Origin of the sequence: Kitasatospora sp. NPDC005856, from assembly GCF_040629945.1 — a bacterium.
Lineage (GTDB): Bacteria > Actinomycetota > Actinomycetes > Streptomycetales > Streptomycetaceae > Kitasatospora.
The window spans coordinates 34,968-50,230 of sequence record NZ_JBEXWT010000010.1; the positions used below are offsets into that span (position 1 = coordinate 34,968).

14 protein-coding genes and 3 tRNA genes are annotated in these 15,263 nt (G+C 72.6%); 3 read left to right on the top strand and 14 right to left on the bottom strand.

The window, feature by feature from the left end:
* Nucleotides 1-20: 20 nt before the first annotated feature.
* The 3 genes from nusG to ABZ449_RS08700 all read right to left on the bottom strand — a co-directional run bounded on the left by nusG (nucleotide 21) and on the right by ABZ449_RS08700 (nucleotide 1,641).
* Nucleotides 21-821: a transcription termination/antitermination protein NusG gene (nusG, locus tag ABZ449_RS08690; protein WP_360342683.1), complete on the bottom strand. Its 801-nt coding sequence runs from the start codon at nucleotides 819-821 to the stop codon at nucleotides 21-23.
* A gap of 272 nt (nucleotides 822-1,093) precedes the next feature.
* Nucleotides 1,094-1,420 carry a preprotein translocase subunit SecE gene (gene secE, locus ABZ449_RS08695; RefSeq protein WP_360342404.1) on the bottom strand — a complete coding sequence of 109 codons (327 nt, stop codon included), beginning with the start codon at nucleotides 1,418-1,420 and terminating at the stop codon, nucleotides 1,094-1,096.
* 148 nt (nucleotides 1,421-1,568) lie between these two features.
* Nucleotides 1,569-1,641, bottom strand: a tRNA-Trp gene (locus ABZ449_RS08700).
* Between the two features lie 284 nt (nucleotides 1,642-1,925).
* Between ABZ449_RS08700 and ABZ449_RS08705 the strand changes: the two genes are divergently transcribed.
* A complete protein-coding gene (locus ABZ449_RS08705; RefSeq protein ID WP_360342407.1) occupies nucleotides 1,926-3,173 on the top strand; it encodes a pyridoxal phosphate-dependent aminotransferase in 1,248 nt (415 codons plus the stop codon).
* 126 nt (nucleotides 3,174-3,299) lie between these two features.
* Nucleotides 3,300-4,364 (top strand): adenosine deaminase, encoded by a 1,065-nt coding sequence (locus tag ABZ449_RS08710; RefSeq protein ID WP_360342410.1) that lies wholly within the window; start codon nucleotides 3,300-3,302, stop codon nucleotides 4,362-4,364.
* A 19-nt stretch (nucleotides 4,365-4,383) separates the two neighbouring features.
* Here the strand turns inward: ABZ449_RS08710 and ABZ449_RS08715 are convergent, their stop codons facing one another.
* The 8 genes from ABZ449_RS08715 to ABZ449_RS08750 form a co-directional block, all read right to left on the bottom strand.
* Nucleotides 4,384-5,466 (bottom strand): UDP-N-acetylmuramate dehydrogenase, encoded by a 1,083-nt coding sequence (locus tag ABZ449_RS08715; protein WP_360342413.1) that lies wholly within the window; start codon nucleotides 5,464-5,466, stop codon nucleotides 4,384-4,386.
* A 74-nt stretch (nucleotides 5,467-5,540) separates the two neighbouring features.
* On the bottom strand, nucleotides 5,541-6,992 hold the full coding sequence (locus ABZ449_RS08720; RefSeq protein WP_360342416.1) for a DHA2 family efflux MFS transporter permease subunit: 1,452 nt from the start codon (nucleotides 6,990-6,992) through the stop codon (nucleotides 5,541-5,543).
* A 107-nt stretch (nucleotides 6,993-7,099) separates the two neighbouring features.
* Entirely contained in the window at nucleotides 7,100-7,663 is a 564-nt protein-coding gene (locus ABZ449_RS08725; protein ID WP_360342419.1) for a TetR/AcrR family transcriptional regulator, read from the bottom strand.
* A gap of 108 nt (nucleotides 7,664-7,771) precedes the next feature.
* Nucleotides 7,772-8,194 carry a MaoC family dehydratase gene (locus ABZ449_RS08730; protein WP_360342422.1) on the bottom strand — a complete coding sequence of 141 codons (423 nt, stop codon included), beginning with the start codon at nucleotides 8,192-8,194 and terminating at the stop codon, nucleotides 7,772-7,774.
* Nucleotides 8,195-8,199: 5 nt separating this feature from the next.
* Complete coding sequence (locus ABZ449_RS08735; RefSeq protein ID WP_360342425.1) at nucleotides 8,200-8,658, bottom strand: MaoC family dehydratase N-terminal domain-containing protein; 459 nt, start codon at nucleotides 8,656-8,658, stop codon at nucleotides 8,200-8,202.
* Between the two features lie 128 nt (nucleotides 8,659-8,786).
* Nucleotides 8,787-8,951, bottom strand: coding sequence for a 50S ribosomal protein L33 (gene rpmG / locus ABZ449_RS08740; RefSeq protein ID WP_006604855.1), 165 nt, complete (start codon nucleotides 8,949-8,951; stop codon nucleotides 8,787-8,789).
* Between the two features lie 83 nt (nucleotides 8,952-9,034).
* Nucleotides 9,035-9,107: transfer RNA gene (locus ABZ449_RS08745), tRNA-Met, on the bottom strand.
* Between the two features lie 43 nt (nucleotides 9,108-9,150).
* A tRNA-Thr gene (locus ABZ449_RS08750) sits at nucleotides 9,151-9,223 on the bottom strand.
* 278 nt (nucleotides 9,224-9,501) lie between these two features.
* Here ABZ449_RS08750 and ABZ449_RS08755 point away from each other — a divergent pair.
* A complete protein-coding gene (locus ABZ449_RS08755; RefSeq protein WP_360342428.1) occupies nucleotides 9,502-10,770 on the top strand; it encodes a hydrolase in 1,269 nt (422 codons plus the stop codon).
* Nucleotides 10,771-11,091: 321 nt separating this feature from the next.
* Here the strand turns inward: ABZ449_RS08755 and ABZ449_RS08760 are convergent, their stop codons facing one another.
* The 3 genes from ABZ449_RS08760 to kdpC form a co-directional block, all read right to left on the bottom strand.
* A complete protein-coding gene (locus ABZ449_RS08760; protein ID WP_360342431.1) occupies nucleotides 11,092-11,766 on the bottom strand; it encodes a response regulator in 675 nt (224 codons plus the stop codon).
* Nucleotides 11,767-11,834: 68 nt separating this feature from the next.
* A complete protein-coding gene (locus ABZ449_RS08765) occupies nucleotides 11,835-14,486 on the bottom strand; it encodes a sensor histidine kinase KdpD (protein WP_360342434.1) in 2,652 nt (883 codons plus the stop codon).
* 121 nt (nucleotides 14,487-14,607) lie between these two features.
* Complete coding sequence (gene kdpC, locus ABZ449_RS08770; protein ID WP_360342437.1) at nucleotides 14,608-15,243, bottom strand: potassium-transporting ATPase subunit KdpC; 636 nt, start codon at nucleotides 15,241-15,243, stop codon at nucleotides 14,608-14,610.
* Nucleotides 15,244-15,263 lie beyond the last annotated feature (20 nt).

The window sequence follows — 15,263 nt, forward strand, 5'->3', positions numbered from 1 at the left end:
CGAATCCGAAGACCGTGGGACTAGTTCTTCTGGATCTGGTCGAAGGAGAGCTCGACCGGGGTCTCCCGGCCGAAGATCTCGACCAGGCCCTTGACCTTCTTCGAGTCGGGGTTGATCTCGTTGATGGTCGCCTGCAGGGTGGCGAACGGGCCGTCGGTGACGGTGACGGAGTCGCCGACCTCGAAGTCCAGCACCTGGATCTCGCTCGGCTTGACCGGCGACGGCTTGCCCGCCTCCTTGGCGGCCTGGCGCTCGACGTCGGGGGCGAGCATCTTGACGACCTCGTCCAGGGTCAGCGGGTACGGGTCGTAGGCGTTGCCGACGAAGCCGGTGACACCCGGGGTGTTGCGCACGACGCCCCAGGACTCGGGGGTGAGGTCCATGCGCACCAGGACGTAGCCGGGGAGCTTGTTCTGGCGGATGGTCTTGCGGTCGCCGTTCTTGATCTGGACGACCTCCTCCTGCGGCACCTCGGCCTGGAAGATGTACTCCTCGACGTTCAGCGAGACGGCGCGCTGCTCCAGGTTCTGCTTCACCCGGTTCTCGTAGCCGGCGTAGGTGTGGATCACGTACCACTCGCCCGGCATGAAGCGCAGGTCCTCGCGGAACTTGGCGACCGGGTCGACCTCGACGGCCGGCTCCTCCTCGACGGCCTCCTCGGCCTCGAGCTCGGCGTCGCCCTCCACGTGCAGCGCGGCCTCCTCGGCGGGCTCGCCGGCCTCGGCCTCGTCGTACGCCTCGACCTCGTCCTCGTCGCTGTCCGCGGCGTCCACGATCTGCTCGGCGGACTCGACGTCGTCAGCCGGCTCGGTCGCGTCCAGCTCGGCGGCGACATCCGCCTCGCGGACGGTCTCGTCGGCGTCGTACAGGGGGGACTCAGACACGGTGGCGGCTTCTTTCCTGGAGATGGTGAAGGTGGCGCGCTCCTCGACCGGCCCGACGTGCGACCGCTCGCGCGGGCGCCAGGTGAGGTCTCGGAGACTTCAACAGTACCGAGTCCACGGTAGCCGCGCGTACGTCCGGCACCGACAGCTCGACCCGGGCCGAGGATTCGGCCCGGGTCGGGAGGCTGTTCGAAAGGTGGGGCGGCCGGTCAGCCGAAGACCAAGAGGCTCAGCTTGGAGAAGCCGTAGTCCAGGCCGGCCACGAAGGCCATCACGACCACCACGAAGGTGACCACGACGGCGGTGTAGTTGGTGAGCTCGCCGCGGGTGGGCCAGACGACCTTGCGCAGCTCGGCGATGATCTGGCGGTAGAACAGACCCATCCTGGCGAACAGGCCCTTCTTGGCCCGCTTGCCGGACTTCTTCTGCTTGCCGGAGTTCTTCTCGCCCTCGGCCGACGTGTTCTCGGCAACGCCATCGGCACCCTCGGGGTTGCCGCTCTCAGGCGTTGCGGTGGAGCCCGTGGTCTCCGTCACTCGTCCTCACCTGAATCCGGGTCCTGCCGAACTTCGCCGCGCGCCCGGTGGGGCCACGACCAGTCGGCTAGCGGTGCTGATCGGCGCCATCTCCGCATCAAGCCCGCTCACTCCTGTGGAGCGAACGGGCTGAAAACGGATCTAGCAGCAGGGCAAGAGGGACTCGAACCCCCAACCGCCGGTTTTGGAGACCGGTGCTCTACCAATTGAGCTATTGCCCTACGGTGCCTCGCGGCTCCTGGTGGCGACCAACCTACCGCATCTCCCCCCGCTGTCTGCACAGGCGGTGAAAGCTCCGGTTTTCCCGGTGGGCCGTCGAGCAGCGAGTGTACGTGGTCGAGGGGTGTTTGGTCGAACCTCTTTCTCCGGACCTGCCGCTCGTCGGGCGAACGTCCGGTCCGGCGGGGCGCCCGCCGACGGATCGCCGGGGCCGCGATCCGGACGGGACCGTACGGATGCCGATACCCCGCTGCCCGGTTGGTCCGGGTTCTGCGACGATGCAGGCATGAGCGCTTCCACCCCTCAGCCCGACCAGTCCATCCGCCCCGCCGACCGCCGGGTCTCCGCCCGGATCGGTGCGATCGCCGAGTCCGCGACCCTCGCCGTGGACGCCAAGGCCAAGGCCCTCAAGGCCGCCGGCCGTCCGGTCATCGGCTTCGGTGCCGGCGAGCCCGACTTCCCGACCCCGGACTACATCGTCGAGGCGGCCGTCGAGGCCTGCCGCGACCCGAAGAACCACCGCTACACCCCGGCGGGTGGCCTGCCCGAGCTGAAGGCCGCGATCGCCGCCAAGACGCTGCGCGACTCCGGCTACGAGGTGGACGCCTCCCAGGTGCTGGTCACCAACGGCGGCAAGCAGGCGATCTACGAGGCCTTCGCGGCGATCCTGGACCCGGGCGACGAGGTCATCGTCCCGGCGCCGTACTGGACCACCTACCCGGAGTCCATCCAGCTGGCCGGCGGTGTCCCGGTGGACGTCGTGGCCGACGAGACCACCGGCTACAAGGTCTCGGTCGAGCAGCTGGAGGCCGCCCGCACCGAGAACACCAAGGTGGTGCTCTTCGTCTCGCCCTCCAACCCGACCGGCGCGGTGTACACCGAGGCCGAGGCCGAGGCGATCGGCCGCTGGGCCCTGGAGCACGGCCTGTGGGTGCTCACCGACGAGATCTACGAGCACCTGGTCTACGGCGACGCGAAGTTCACCTCGCTGCCGGCCCTGCTGCCCGAGCTGGCCGACAAGTGCATCGTGGTCAACGGTGTCGCCAAGACCTACGCGATGACCGGCTGGCGGGTGGGCTGGGTGATCGGCCCCAAGGACGTCATCAAGGCCGCGACCAACCTGCAGTCGCACGCCACCTCGAACGTCTCCAACGTCGCCCAGCGCGCCGCGATCGCCGCCGTCGCCGGCGACCTGTCCGCGGTGCACGAGATGCGCACCGCGTTCGACCGCCGCCGCCGGACCATCGTGCGGATGCTCAACGAGATCGACGGCGTGATCTGCCCCGAGCCCGAGGGCGCCTTCTACGCCTACCCGTCGGTGAAGGGCCTGCTGGGCAAGGAGATCCGCGGCAAGCGCCCGCAGACCTCCGGCGAGCTGGCGAGCCTGATCCTGGACGAGGTCGAGGTCGCCGCCGTCCCGGGCGAGGCCTTCGGCACCCCCGGCTACCTGCGGTTCTCCTACGCGCTCGGCGACGAGGACCTGGTCGAGGGCATCAGCCGGATCCAGAAGCTGCTCGGCGAGGCCCGCGACTGACGCCGTTCCGGCACTGACGTCAATCCGACATTCGGGATTCACCCGGCACGCCGCCTCCTTTCACCCCTTCGGGGGATGGAAAGGAGGCGGTTCCCGTTCGGGGGCCTCGTACGGCAGTATCGGTGAATGGAACGCCTGTTGAACCCGCGAGACGTCAGGGGCCTCCCGAAGGCCCACCTGCACCTGCACTTCACCGGCTCGATGCGGCCCGCCACCCTCCTGGAGCTGGCCGACAAGCACGGCGTCCGGCTGCCGGAGGCGCTCAGCTCCGGCGAGCCGCCCCGGCTGCGGGCCACCGACGAGCGGGGTTGGTTCCGCTTCCAGCGGCTGTACGACACCGCCCGCTCGGTGCTGCGGGACGAGGAGGACATCCGCCGGCTGGTCCTGGAGACCGCCGAGGACGAGCGGCGGGACGGCTCCCGCTGGCTGGAGATCCAGGTCGACCCGACCTCGTACGCGCCCCGGCTCGGCGGGCTGATCCCCGCGCTGGAGCTGATCCTGGACGCGGTGGAGAACGCCGCCACGGCGACCGGCGTGGGCATCCGGGTCCTGGTCGCGGCCAACCGGATGAAGTCCCCGATGGACGCCCGGACGCTGGCCCGGCTGGCCGTCCGCTACGCCGACCACGGGGTGGTCGGCTTCGGCCTCTCCAACGACGAGCGCCGCGGCCTGGCCCGGGACTTCGACCGGGCCTTCGCGATCGCCCGCAACGGCGGGCTGCTGGCGGCCCCGCACGGCGGCGAGCTGTCCGGCCCGGAGTCCGTCCGGGACTGCCTGGACGACCTGGGCGCCGTCCGGATCGGCCACGGCGTGCGGGCCGCCGAGGACCCCGGGCTGATGGAGCGACTGGCGGACCGACAGGTCACCTGCGAGGTCTGCCCGTCCTCCAACGTCTCGCTCGGCGTCTACGAGCACCCCGAGGAGGTCCCGCTGCGCCGGCTCTTCGACGCCGGGGTGCCGCTCGCGCTGGGCGCGGACGACCCGCTGCTGTTCGGCAGCCGGCTGGCCGCCCAGTACGAGCTGGTCCGGGACGTGCTGGGCTTCTCCGACACCGAACTCGCCGAGCTGGCGCGGCAGTCGGTGCGCGGCTCGGTCGCGCCGGAGGCCGTCCGCAAGCAGCTGCTGGCGGACATCGACGCCTGGCTGGTGGACGGCCACGCCCCCGCGGAGCCGGCCGCCGTACCCGCCTAGCGCACGCCCCGGGACCTGCTCAGAGCTCGACGCCCACCATCACCGGCTCGTTCACCAGCTCCACCCCGAAGGCCTCGCGGACCCCGTCCCGGATCTCCCGGGCCAGCGCCAGCAGGTCCTCGGCGGTGGCCGAGCCCCGGTTGGTGAGCGCCAGGGTGTGCTTGGTGGAGAGGGTCGCCCGGCCGCTGCCGTAGCCCTTGCCGAAGCCGGAGCGGTCGATCAGCCAGGCCGCCGAGGTCTTGGTGCGGCCCTCCGGGGCCGGGTAGGCGGGGGCGTCCTCGGCGCCGGGGCGGGTGCGGAAGGACTCGTACTGTGCGGCCGTGAGCACCGGGTTGGTGAAGAAGGAGCCGGCCGACCAGGTGTCGTGGTCCGCCGGGTCCAGCACCATGCCCTTGCCCGCGCGCAGCAGCAGCACCGCCTTCCAGGCCGTGCCGACCGCCACCCGCTCGCCCTGCTCGACGCCCAGGTGACGGGCGGTCTCGGCGTAGCGGACGGGGGTGGAGAGCCCGCCGCCGTCCTCCAGGCGCAGCCGCACCCGCAGCACCACGTAGCGCTCCGGCTCGGCCTTGAAGCGACTGTGCCGGTAGGAGAACGCGCACTCGGCGTTCGAGAGCACGACCACCTCGTCGGCGGTGCGGTCGTACGCGACCACCTCGGTGATCGACTGCGCGACCTCCTGGCCGTACGCGCCCACGTTCTGCACCGGGGTGGCACCCGCCGAGCCGGGGATGCCGGCCAGGAACTCGATTCCCGCCAGCTCGTGGTCCACGACGGTCCGGCGGACCACCTCGGACCAGGTCTCGCCGGCCGCGACCTCCAGCGCCGTGCCGTCCAGCGCGAAGCCCTCGGTGGCGATCCGCAGCACGGTGCCGGCGAAGCCGGCGTCGCCGATCACCAGGTTGGAGCCGCCGCCGATGACCAGCAGCGGCTCGCCGGCCGCGTCGGCCTCGCGGACGGCGGCGATCACCTCGTCATCGGTGTGGGCGGTCACCAGGCGGCGGGCCGGGCCACCGAGCCGGAGCGTGGTCAGCGGGGCGAGGGGGGCGTCGTTTTCTACCAGCACGCCCACCAGCGTACGGGTGGCAGGAGCGCCCTCCGGCACCCCTGCCGCCCGCCGCCCCGGGCCGGCCCCGGCGCCCTGGCCCGGCCTCAGCGCCCCGGGCCGGCCTCAGCGCCTCAGACCCGCGCGGGTGCGGCCGGCGCCCCGGCCCGTTCGTCCTGTGCCCCCGCCGTCCCCGCCGCCGAGGCTGCCGCGGCGGCCGCGCGCCGCCGGGGGACGAGCACCGCGGCGAGCGCGCCGAGCCCGACGGCGGCCCCGCCGACGTACAGCGCGGGCACCAGCCCGTCCGTGAAGGCCTGCGCCGACCCGTAGCCGCCCTGCGCCGAGAACACCGCGGCGAGCACGGCCACCCCGAGCGCCCCGCCGACCTCACGCAGCGCGTTGTTGGCGCCGGAGGCGATCCCCTGCTCCTGCGGCCGGACACTGGCCATCACCAGCTGGGCGGTCGGGGCGAAGTACAGCGACATGCCGATCCCGCAGATCACGATGGCCGGGATCTGGGCGGGGTAGTCGAGGCCGGTGCTCCCGTCCGCGACCAGGCCGAACAGCACCAGGCCGACGGCCTGCAGGGCCAGCCCGGCGACCACGATCGGGCGGCCGCCGATCCGGTCGGAGACGACGCCCGCGACCGGGGCGACCAGCAGCGGCATCGCCGTCCACGGCAGCATCCGGACGCCCGCCTCCTGCGGGCTGAAGCCGCCGACGCCCTGGAGGTACTGGCTGATCAGGAAGATCGAGCCGAACATCCCCAGGTACATCAGCAGGCTGGCCGCGTTGACGGCGGAGAAGGCCCGGCTGCGGAACAGCCGCATCGGCAGCATCGGATGGACGGCCACCCGCTGCTCGTACCAGACGAAGGCGGCCAGCAGCAGGGTGCCGACGATCAGGGCCCCGAGGACCAGCGGGCTGGTCCAGCCGTCCGGGTTGCCGCGGATCAGGCCGAGGACGACTCCGAACATCCCCAGGCTGACCAGCACGGTCCCGGGCACGTCCAGGGCCCGGCCCGCGCCGCGGCTCTCGCCGAGCCGCAGGAAGGCCGCCGGCAGCAGGACGAGGCCGACCGGGACGTTCACCCAGAAGATCCACTGCCAGGAGAAGTGCTCGGTCAGCGAGCCGCCGATCAGCGGTCCGGCGGCGACGGCGAGGCCGCCGACGCCCGACCAGACACCGAAGGCCAGCCCCCGCTTGGCCGCGGGCACGGCGGTGGTGAGCAGGGTCAGGGTGAGCGGCATCATCACCGCGGCCCCGGTGCCCTGGAGCGCCCGGGCGGCGATCAGGGCGCCGATGCCCGGGGACAGCGCGGCCGCGGCGGAGCCGGCGGTGAAGACCGCCAGGCCGACCAGGAAGATCCGGCGGCGGCCGAAGCGGTCGCCGAGGGCGGCGCCGAACATCAGCAGCACGGCGAAGCTCAGGGTGTAGGCGCTGACCGTCCATTCGAGGTCGGACAGGCCGCCGCCGAGTTCCTCGCGGATCGACGGCAATGCGGTGGTGACCACCAGGTTGTCCAGGGCGGCCATGAAACTGGCCGCACTGACGATCACCAGCGTCCAGACAGCGGTTCTGCCCATGACCGGTTTCTCCGTCATGACGTCCCCCAGTTTCCCTCTAGGTAGTAATTGCTCAATAACTTTCGTGGGCCGAAAAGAGGCCGCACGGACAGCGCCGCGCGGCCCCGCTACTCGGGCTCCTCGCACTCGTCGAAGCCGGACCACATCCGGTGCTCCGGCGGATAGCCCAGCGCCACCATGGTGTTGATCAGCATTCCGTACGCGAAGAACCGCGTGGCGTCCCTCATGTCGCCGCCGATCCGGATCCTGACCCGGTCGAACAGGCTCTCCCAGAGCCGCCGGGCGGTCTCGCCGACGTCCTCCTCGCCGGCCTCCCGGGCCGCCGAGACCGAGACGTAGAGCTGCATCTGCATCATGAGCTGGTCGCGGTCCTCCACCAGGCTCATGTAGGCGGCGGACATCGCGTCCGCGGCCTCCTCGCCGGACAGCCCGGCCGAGGCCTCGTCGAAGACCCGCCAGGTCTCCTCGACGCAGCGCTCCGCCGCCGCGGCGAAGATCGCCTGCTTGCCCGGGAACAGCCGGAACAGGTACGGCTGCGAGACGCCCACCCGGCGGGCGATCGCCTCGGTGGAGGTGCCGTGGTACCCGCCCCGGGCGAACTCGATCAGGGCGGCCCGGACGACGCTCTCGCGCCGTTCCTCCGCGCTCATCCGGATGCTCGACTTCGCCATGCCCTCAAAGTTAGTGGCCAATCACTATCAAAGCAAGACCCGCGGCCGCGGCCGGAGATCCCGTGCGGTACGGGACTCCGGCCGCGGCCGCCGTCGCGAGGAAGCGGCTCAGCCGAGCCGGACGACGGCCCGGGACATCCCGAGCACCTTCTGGCCGCCCGAGGTGGCCAGGAGGTCGACCTGCACCCGGCGGTCGTCGAGCTTCTTGGCGACCTTGGCCGAGACCTCGACCACCGCGCCGACACCGTCGTTCGGCACCGGCACCGGGCGGGTGAAGCGCACGCCGTACTCGACCACCGCGGCCGGGTCGCCGACCCAGTCGGTGACCACCCGGATCGCCTCGGCCATGGTGAACATGCCGTGCGCGATGACGTCCGGCAGGCCGACCTGCAGGGCGAACTTCTCGTTCCAGTGGATCGGGTTGAAGTCGCCCGAGGCGCCCGCGTACCGCACCAGTGTGTCGCGGGTCACCGGGAAGGACTGCGCCGGCAGCTCGGTACCGACCTCGACCTCGTCGTAGCTGATCGCCATCGTGCTCACTCCCCCGCCTCGTCGGCGGCCCGGGCCACCAGGGTCATGACCGACGTCACGACGTGCTCGCCGGTCGCGTCCGTCACCTCGCCGCGCACGGTGAGCACGTCGTTGCCCGCCAGCGACTTGATGTTGTCGATGGTCACCACGACCGACAGCCGGTCACCGGCCCGCACCGGGCGGGTGTAGGTGAACTTCTGGTCGCCGTGCACCACCCGGCTGAAGTCCAGGCCCAGCTCCGGGTCCTCGACCACCTGACCGGCCGCGCTGTAGGTGATCACGAACGGGAAGGTCGGCGGGGCGATCACGTCGGGGTGGCCCAGCGCCTTCGCCGCCTCCGCGTCGGTGTACGCCGGGTTGGCGTCGCCGACCGCGGTCGCGAACTCACGGATCTTCTCCCGGCCGACCTCGTACGGCTCGGTGGGCGGGTAACTACGCCCGATGAAGGAGGGGTCGAGCGCCATGGCAGCTCCTCGGAACGCGGGTGGAAACGCGGGTGGGTACGAAAAAACTCCGGGCCGCACCCCTCATGAGGGATGCGGCCCGGAGTAGAAGACCTGAATTCACACAGGCCCGGCGCCCTACTGGAGGGTCAGCGGGTCTCGCGGTGCGCGGTGTGCGAGTTGCAGCGGGGGCAGTGCTTCTTCATCTCAAGACGGTCCGGGTCGTTACGCCGGTTCTTCTTGGTGATGTAGTTCCGCTCCTTGCACTCCACGCAGGCCAGCGTGATCTTCGGGCGGACGTCGGTGGCAGCCACGGGAGTGCCTTCCTTGGACAACGAATAAGAACACAACAAGAGTAGCCGACCGGGAGTGCGATCTCCCGACCGACTACGCGGGGTAGCGGTGACCGGACTTGAACCGGTGACACAGCGATTATGAGCCGCTTGCTCTACCAACTGAGCTACACCGCCACAGTGATCCGCAGCACAGCCGAGGCTGACTGCTTCTCACCCGAGCCCCCATGCGGAATCGAACCGCAGACCTTCTCCTTACCATGGAGACGCTCTACCGACTGAGCTATAGGGGCGAACGAGGAAGAGATTACACGTTTCGCGGCCGGAGGTGAAATCCGTATCCCGCGGCGAAGACCGCAGGTGGGTGAGGGGTACGGGCGGGCGATCCAAGGCCCGGCGTTCGATCGGCCCACGAGCGCTGCGGCCCGACCCGATACGACTATTGCCCGCCTCCCGGCGCCCCGCCCCCCGGCCCCATAGGCTCGACGCTCATTGACCGGGAGGGCCGGCCGGCGGTACGGGCCGGCGGTACGGGGCCGACCGCACGGGCCGACGCGAGAAGGAGCCGGCGATGGACAGCGCAGCCGCCGACGGGCCGCACTCCGGGCCCGGCCCGGCGGCCAACCCGCTCGGGCACGGCCCGGTCCTGCTCCTCACCGGCGCCCGGCTGGCCGACGGGCGGGTGGTGGACGTCCGGATCAGCGGCGACCGGATCCAGGCCGTCGGCACCGTCGGCAGCCTGGGCCCGCTGCCCGCCCTGCCCGGCGCCCCCACCGTCACCACCGGCGCCCGGATCGACCTGCGCGGCTACCTGCTGCTCCCGGCCCCGGCCGAGGCGCACGCCCACTACGACGCCGCCTTCTCCGCCGCCCTGTCCACCCCGCCGCCGGACACCCCGGCCGACCTCACCCGGCGGATCACCGAGGCCGCGCTGACCTCGCTCGGCTACGGCGCCACCGCCCAGCGCACCCACGTCCGGATCGGCGACGTTCACGGGCTGCGCCGGCTGGAGGCGGTGCTCGCCGCCCGGCAGGCGCTGCGCGGACTGGCCGAGCTCCAGGCGGTGGCGATGCCCCGGCTGCTCACCGGGCGGGCCGGCGCGGACGGCCGGGCGCAGCTGCGCGAGGCGCTCAAGCTGGGCGCCACGGCGGCCGGCGGCTGCCCGGAGCTGGATCCGGACCCGGCCGGGTACGTGCAGCTGCTGCTGGAGGCCGCCCGGGAGGCGGACTGCTCGGTGGACCTGCACACCAGCGCCGCCGACACGGCCCAACTCGCCCGGATGGCAGGTGCGTTGGCTCCGCTTCGGCCGCGGGTGACGCTCGGCCCGTGCGGGGCGCTGGCCCGGGGCGCGTCGACGGTGCTGGCGACCAACGGGATCCGGGTCGTCTGCCTGCCGCAGAACGGCTGCTGCTCCGGGCTGGAGGGCCGGGCGACGGGCCTGCGACCGGGCCTGGTACGGGAGTTGGCGGCCGCCCGGGTGCCGCTGGCGGCGGGCAGCGGGGCACTGCGCGACCCGTCCAACCCGGTCGGCCGGGCGGATCCGCTGGAATCGGCCTATCTGCTTTCGGCCACTGGGGAGTTGGACCCGGCGGCGGCGTACGACACGGTGGCGAACCAGGCGCGGGCGGCGCTCGGGCTGGCGCCGGTCCGGGTGGACGCCGGATTCCCGGCGGAGCTGCTGGCGGTGCGCGGGGACAGCCTGGCCGGGGCGCTCGCGGGCGGGCACAGCCGGCTGGTGGTGCACAGCGGCCGGGTGGTCAGCCGCACCAGCGCGGTCCGGGAGTTCGCGGACACGGTGGCGCTGGCACTGCCCCGGCAGTCCGGAAGCGGGGGCGGCTGAGCCGGACGGGGGTGGGGACCGGGCCCCGGGGCGGCCGAGCCGGGGCCGGGGGCCGCACCGGGCCCGACGGAACCGGTCCGGAAGGCAGATGGGGGCGCGCGACGGATGTCGCACGCCCCTCCCCCACCTGCTGGCCGTCCTTGGACGGCGGCTGGAGCGGACCCGGGCCTCCCCCACACGGAGCCGGGCCGCTCTCTCGACACCGACACTACGCCCGCGGAACACCGCCTCCGAGCGGCCTTGACGCCCTCCTGTCGCCCGCCGGGCCGCTCTTGACGGCTCGTTGACGGGGGCGCGCGCCGGTGCTCGCGCGCCGGCCCGTCAGGGCACGTACCGGTACCCGATCCCCGGCTCGGTGATCAGGTGCCGCGGCCGGGCCGGGTCCCGCTCCAGCTTGCGGCGCAGCCCGGCGAAGTAGACCCGCAGGTAGTTGCCGCGCCCCTCCTGGGCCGGCCCCCACACCTCGCGCAGGATCTGCCGTCCGGGCACCAGCCGCCCGGGGTTGGCCAGCAGCAGGGCGAGGATGCGCCACTCGGTCGGGGTGAGCCGGACCGGGCCGTTCGGGCCGTTCACCGCGGTCGCCGCGAGGTCCACGGTGTGGTCGCCGATCACCGGCCGGCTCGTCGGCGCGCCGCCCAGCGGCCGGCGCAGCACGGCCCGCAGCCGGGCCAGCAGCTCCTCCATCAGGAACGGCTTGGTGAGGTAGTCGTCGGCGCCCGCGTCCAGGGCGCCCACCTTGTCGACGGCGTCCGTCCGGCCGGAGAGCACGATGATCGGCATCGCGCTGTGGGTGCGCAGGCCGCGCAGCACGTCCATCCCGTCGAGGTCGGGCAGGCCGAGGTCGAGCAGGACGGCGTCCGGGGCGCTGTGCGCGGCGCGGTCGAGGGCCTCGCCGCCACTGGCGGCGGTGCGGACGGCGTACTGCCGGGCGCTGAGGTTGATCCGCAGGGTGCGCAGGAGGGCCGGCTCGTCGTCGACGATCAGGATCTCACTCATGCACCCGCCTCGCTTCGCTCGCAGTCGCTTCGCGAGACACGCACCTCTCGATGATTCGTTCACTTCGTTCACTCATGCGCCCGCCTCGCTTCGCTCGCAGTCGCTTCGCGAGACACGCACCTCTCGATGATTCGTTCACTTCGTTCACTCATGTGCGGTTCCTCCCCCAGGACCACGGTCCCGGTGCCGGCGGCGGGCAGGGTGAGCAGCATGGTGGTGCCGCCGCCCGGGGTGTCCTCGACCTCCAGGCTGCCGCCCATCGCCTCGGCGAGGCCGCGGGAGAGGGCGAGGCCGAGGCCGACGCCGGTGGTGTTGTCGGTGTCGCCGAGGCGCTGGAAGGGCAGGAAGACCCGGTCGCGGTCCTCGGGGGCGATGCCGGGGCCGCGGTCGATCACCCGGATCTCGACCTGGTCGGCGTGGTGGCTGGCGGTGACCAGGACGGGCGCGCCGGGGGCGTTGTACCGCAGCGCGTTGGTGATCACGTTGGCGAGCACCCGCTCCAGCAGCGGCGGGTCGGCGAGCACCGGCGGGGTGCCCTCGGGGATGTCAGGAGTCAGGTCGAGCGGCTGGATCGGTGCGTACGGGCCGGGGAGGCTGTCGAGCGCCCGGGGCAGGATCTCGTCCAGGTGGGTCTCGGTGAGGTGCAGGGTGAGCGCGCCGGCCTGGAGGCGGCTCATGTCGAGCAGGTTGTCGACCAGTCGGGTGAGCTTGACCAGCGACTCGTCGGCGGTGGCGAGGAGTTCGGCCTGGTCCTCGTGGGAGAACTCGACGTCGGGGCTGCGCAGCGAGCCGACCGAGGCCCGGGCGGCGGCCAGCGGGGTGCGCAGGTCGTGGCTGACGGCGGCGAGCAGGGCCGTGCGCATCCGGTCGGCGGCCTTGATCGGCTCGACCTCGGCGGCGACCACGGCCAGCCGGTCGCGCTCCAGCGCGGCGGCGACGTGGGCGGCGAAGGCGGTCAGCACCCGCTGGTCGGCGGCGGGCAGCCGGCGGCCGGTGAGCAGCAGGACGGCGTCGCGGCCGACCGGGACCTCGGTGGTCTCGTGCGGCCCGTCGCCGTCGCCCTGGTGCTCCCCCGCGCAGTGCGCGAGCACCTCGCCGTCGCCCCGGGAGAGCAGGGCGACGGCCCGCATGCCGAAGGCCGTCCGGGACTTCTCCAGCAGGGCGGGCAGCGCGTCGGCGCCGCGCAGCACGCTGCCCGCCAGGGTGGAGAGGGTCTCGGCCTCGGCGGTGGCGCGGGCGGCCCGGCTGGTGAGCCGGCCGGCGTGGTCGACCACGGTGGAGACGCTGAGCGCGATGGCGGCGAAGACCACCAGGGCGACGATGTTGTTGGTCTCGCCGATGGTCAGGCTGTGGATCGGCGGGATGAAGTAGTAGTTGAGCAGCACCGAGGCGACGACCGAGGCCAGCAGGGCCGACACGGCCCCGCCGAGCAGGGCGACGATGACCACGCCGAGCTGGAAGATCAGCGCCTCGGTGGTCAGGTTGATGCTGTGGTGCGCCTGCGAGAGCAGGGCGGTGAGCAGCCAGGGCACCGCCAGGCCGGCCAGGTAGCCGGCGATGGTGCGCCGCCGGGAGTGGCGGCGGCCGAGCGAGGGCAGCCGGCCGCGGCCGGTGAACTCGTGGGTGACCATGTGGACGTCGATGTCCTCGGAGGCGTCCACGGTGGTCTGCCCGGTGCCGGGGCCGGTGAGGAAGCGGTTGACCCGGCCGCGGCGGCTGGTGCCGAGCACCAGCTGGGTGGCGTCGTGGGCCCGGGCGAAGGTGAGCAGCGCGGTGGGGACGTCGTCGCCGACGACCACGTGGTAGCTGCCGCCGAGGGTCTCCACCAGCTGCCGCTGCTGGGCGAGCGCGCCGGAGGAGGCGCCGGCCAGGCCGTCGCTGCGGGAGACGTGGACGGCCAGCAGTTCGCCCCCGGCCGTGCGGTCGGCGATCCGGGCGGCGCGGCGGATCAGGGTCTCGCCCTCGGGGCCGCCGGTGAGGGCGACCACGACCCGCTCGCGGGTCTCCCAGACCCGGTCGATGTTGTGGCTGGCCCGGTAGTCGCGCAGGCCCTCGTCCACCCGCCCGGCCACCCAGAGCAGGGCGAGTTCGCGCAGGGCGGTGAGGTTGCCGACCCTGAAGTAGTTCGAGAGCGCGGCGTCCACCTTCTCCGCCCTGTAGACGTTGCCGTGGGCCATCCGGCGGCGCAGCGCCTGGGGGGCCATGTCGACGAGTTCGATCTGGTCGGCCCGGCGGACCACCTCGTCCGGGACGGTCTCGCGCTGCGGGATGCCGGTGATCTTCCGGACGACGTCGTTCAGCGATTCCAGGTGCTGGATGTTGACGGTGGTGATGACGTCGATCCCGGCGGCGAGCAGCTCCTCGACGTCCTGCCAGCGCTTGGCGTGCCGGCCGCCGGGGATGTTGGTGTGCGCCAGCTCGTCCACCAGCACGACGGACGGGCGGCGGGCGAGCACGCCGTCGAGGTCCATCTCGTCGAACTCGGCGTCCCGGTAGGCGCGCCGGACCCGTGGCAGGACCTCCAGGCCGGCCAGCATGGACTCGGTGTGGCGTCTGCCGTGGCACTCGATGTACCCGACCACGACGTCGGCCCCGCGCTGCTGTCTGCGCCGGGCCTCGTCCAACATCCGATAGGTCTTGCCGACCCCCGGCGCTGAGCCGAGGTACACCCTCAGGCGGCCGCCGCGGATGCCGGTGCCGGGGGTGAGGTCGCGGGCCATGGGCACTGCTCTTTCCATCGGGAGGTGGTGCACGTCTGCGGACGCGGGTCGGCCGGCCCGGGCGCGGGAGGAGTCCTCCCGCGCCCGGGCCGGCCCGGTCACCCGTTGGTGTGTGGTGATGTCACTTCTGCTCGCTGAGCGCCTTGTTGAGCAGTACGACGTTGACGCCCTCGTTGCCGAGGAAGCCGAGCGAGCGGCTCTCGGTGTGCTCGTCGACCAGCTTGGTCACCGCCTCCACCGGCAGGCCGCGGTTCCTGGCCACCCGGTCGACCTGCTCCTTGGCGTACGCGACGGAGATGTGCGGGTCGAGGCCGGAGCCGGAGGCGGTCAGCGCGTCGGCCGGGACGCTCGCCGGGTCGACGCCGTCGAAGGCCGCGACGGCGGCGCGGCGGTCTTCGACGGCCTTCAGCAGGTCCTCGCTGTTGGGGCCCTGGTTGGAGGCGCTCGACGAGGAGGCGTCGTAGCCGGTCCCGGCCGCGGAGGGGCGGGGCTGGAACCACTTCGGGTCCGGCCGGGCCTCCTCGTCCGGGTCCTCGGGGTTCTTCTTCGGGAGGTCGAAGCTCTGGCCGATCAGGCTGGAGCCGACCTCCTTGCCGTCGGTCTTCACGGGCGAGCCGTTCGCCTTGTCGCCGAAGGCGACCTGGGAGATGCCGGTGATCAGCAGCGGGTACGCGACCCCGAGGATCACGGTGAGCACCAGCAGCGCGCGCAGCGCGGTGACGTGGGTGCGCAGGGTCGTCGGCAGGGGCTTGGACATGGTGTTTCTCTCCTTCCCTG

Coding starts and splice junctions, on each gene's coding strand:
- ABZ449_RS08705 (WP_360342407.1), top strand. CDS start 1,926: ATGAGCGCTTCCACCCCTCAGCCCGACCAGTCCATCCGCCCCGCCGAC.
- ABZ449_RS08710 (WP_360342410.1), top strand. CDS start 3,300: ATGGAACGCCTGTTGAACCCGCGAGACGTCAGGGGCCTCCCGAAGGCC.
- ABZ449_RS08720 (WP_360342416.1), bottom strand. CDS start 6,992: ATGGGCAGAACCGCTGTCTGGACGCTGGTGATCGTCAGTGCGGCCAGT.
- ABZ449_RS08725 (WP_360342419.1), bottom strand. CDS start 7,663: ATGGCGAAGTCGAGCATCCGGATGAGCGCGGAGGAACGGCGCGAGAGC.
- ABZ449_RS08730 (WP_360342422.1), bottom strand. CDS start 8,194: ATGGCGATCAGCTACGACGAGGTCGAGGTCGGTACCGAGCTGCCGGCG.
- ABZ449_RS08735 (WP_360342425.1), bottom strand. CDS start 8,658: ATGGCGCTCGACCCCTCCTTCATCGGGCGTAGTTACCCGCCCACCGAG.
- ABZ449_RS08755 (WP_360342428.1), top strand. CDS start 9,502: ATGGACAGCGCAGCCGCCGACGGGCCGCACTCCGGGCCCGGCCCGGCG.
- ABZ449_RS08760 (WP_360342431.1), bottom strand. CDS start 11,766: ATGAGTGAGATCCTGATCGTCGACGACGAGCCGGCCCTCCTGCGCACC.
- ABZ449_RS08765 (WP_360342434.1), bottom strand. CDS start 14,486: ATGGCCCGCGACCTCACCCCCGGCACCGGCATCCGCGGCGGCCGCCTG.
- kdpC (WP_360342437.1), bottom strand. CDS start 15,243: ATGTCCAAGCCCCTGCCGACGACCCTGCGCACCCACGTCACCGCGCTG.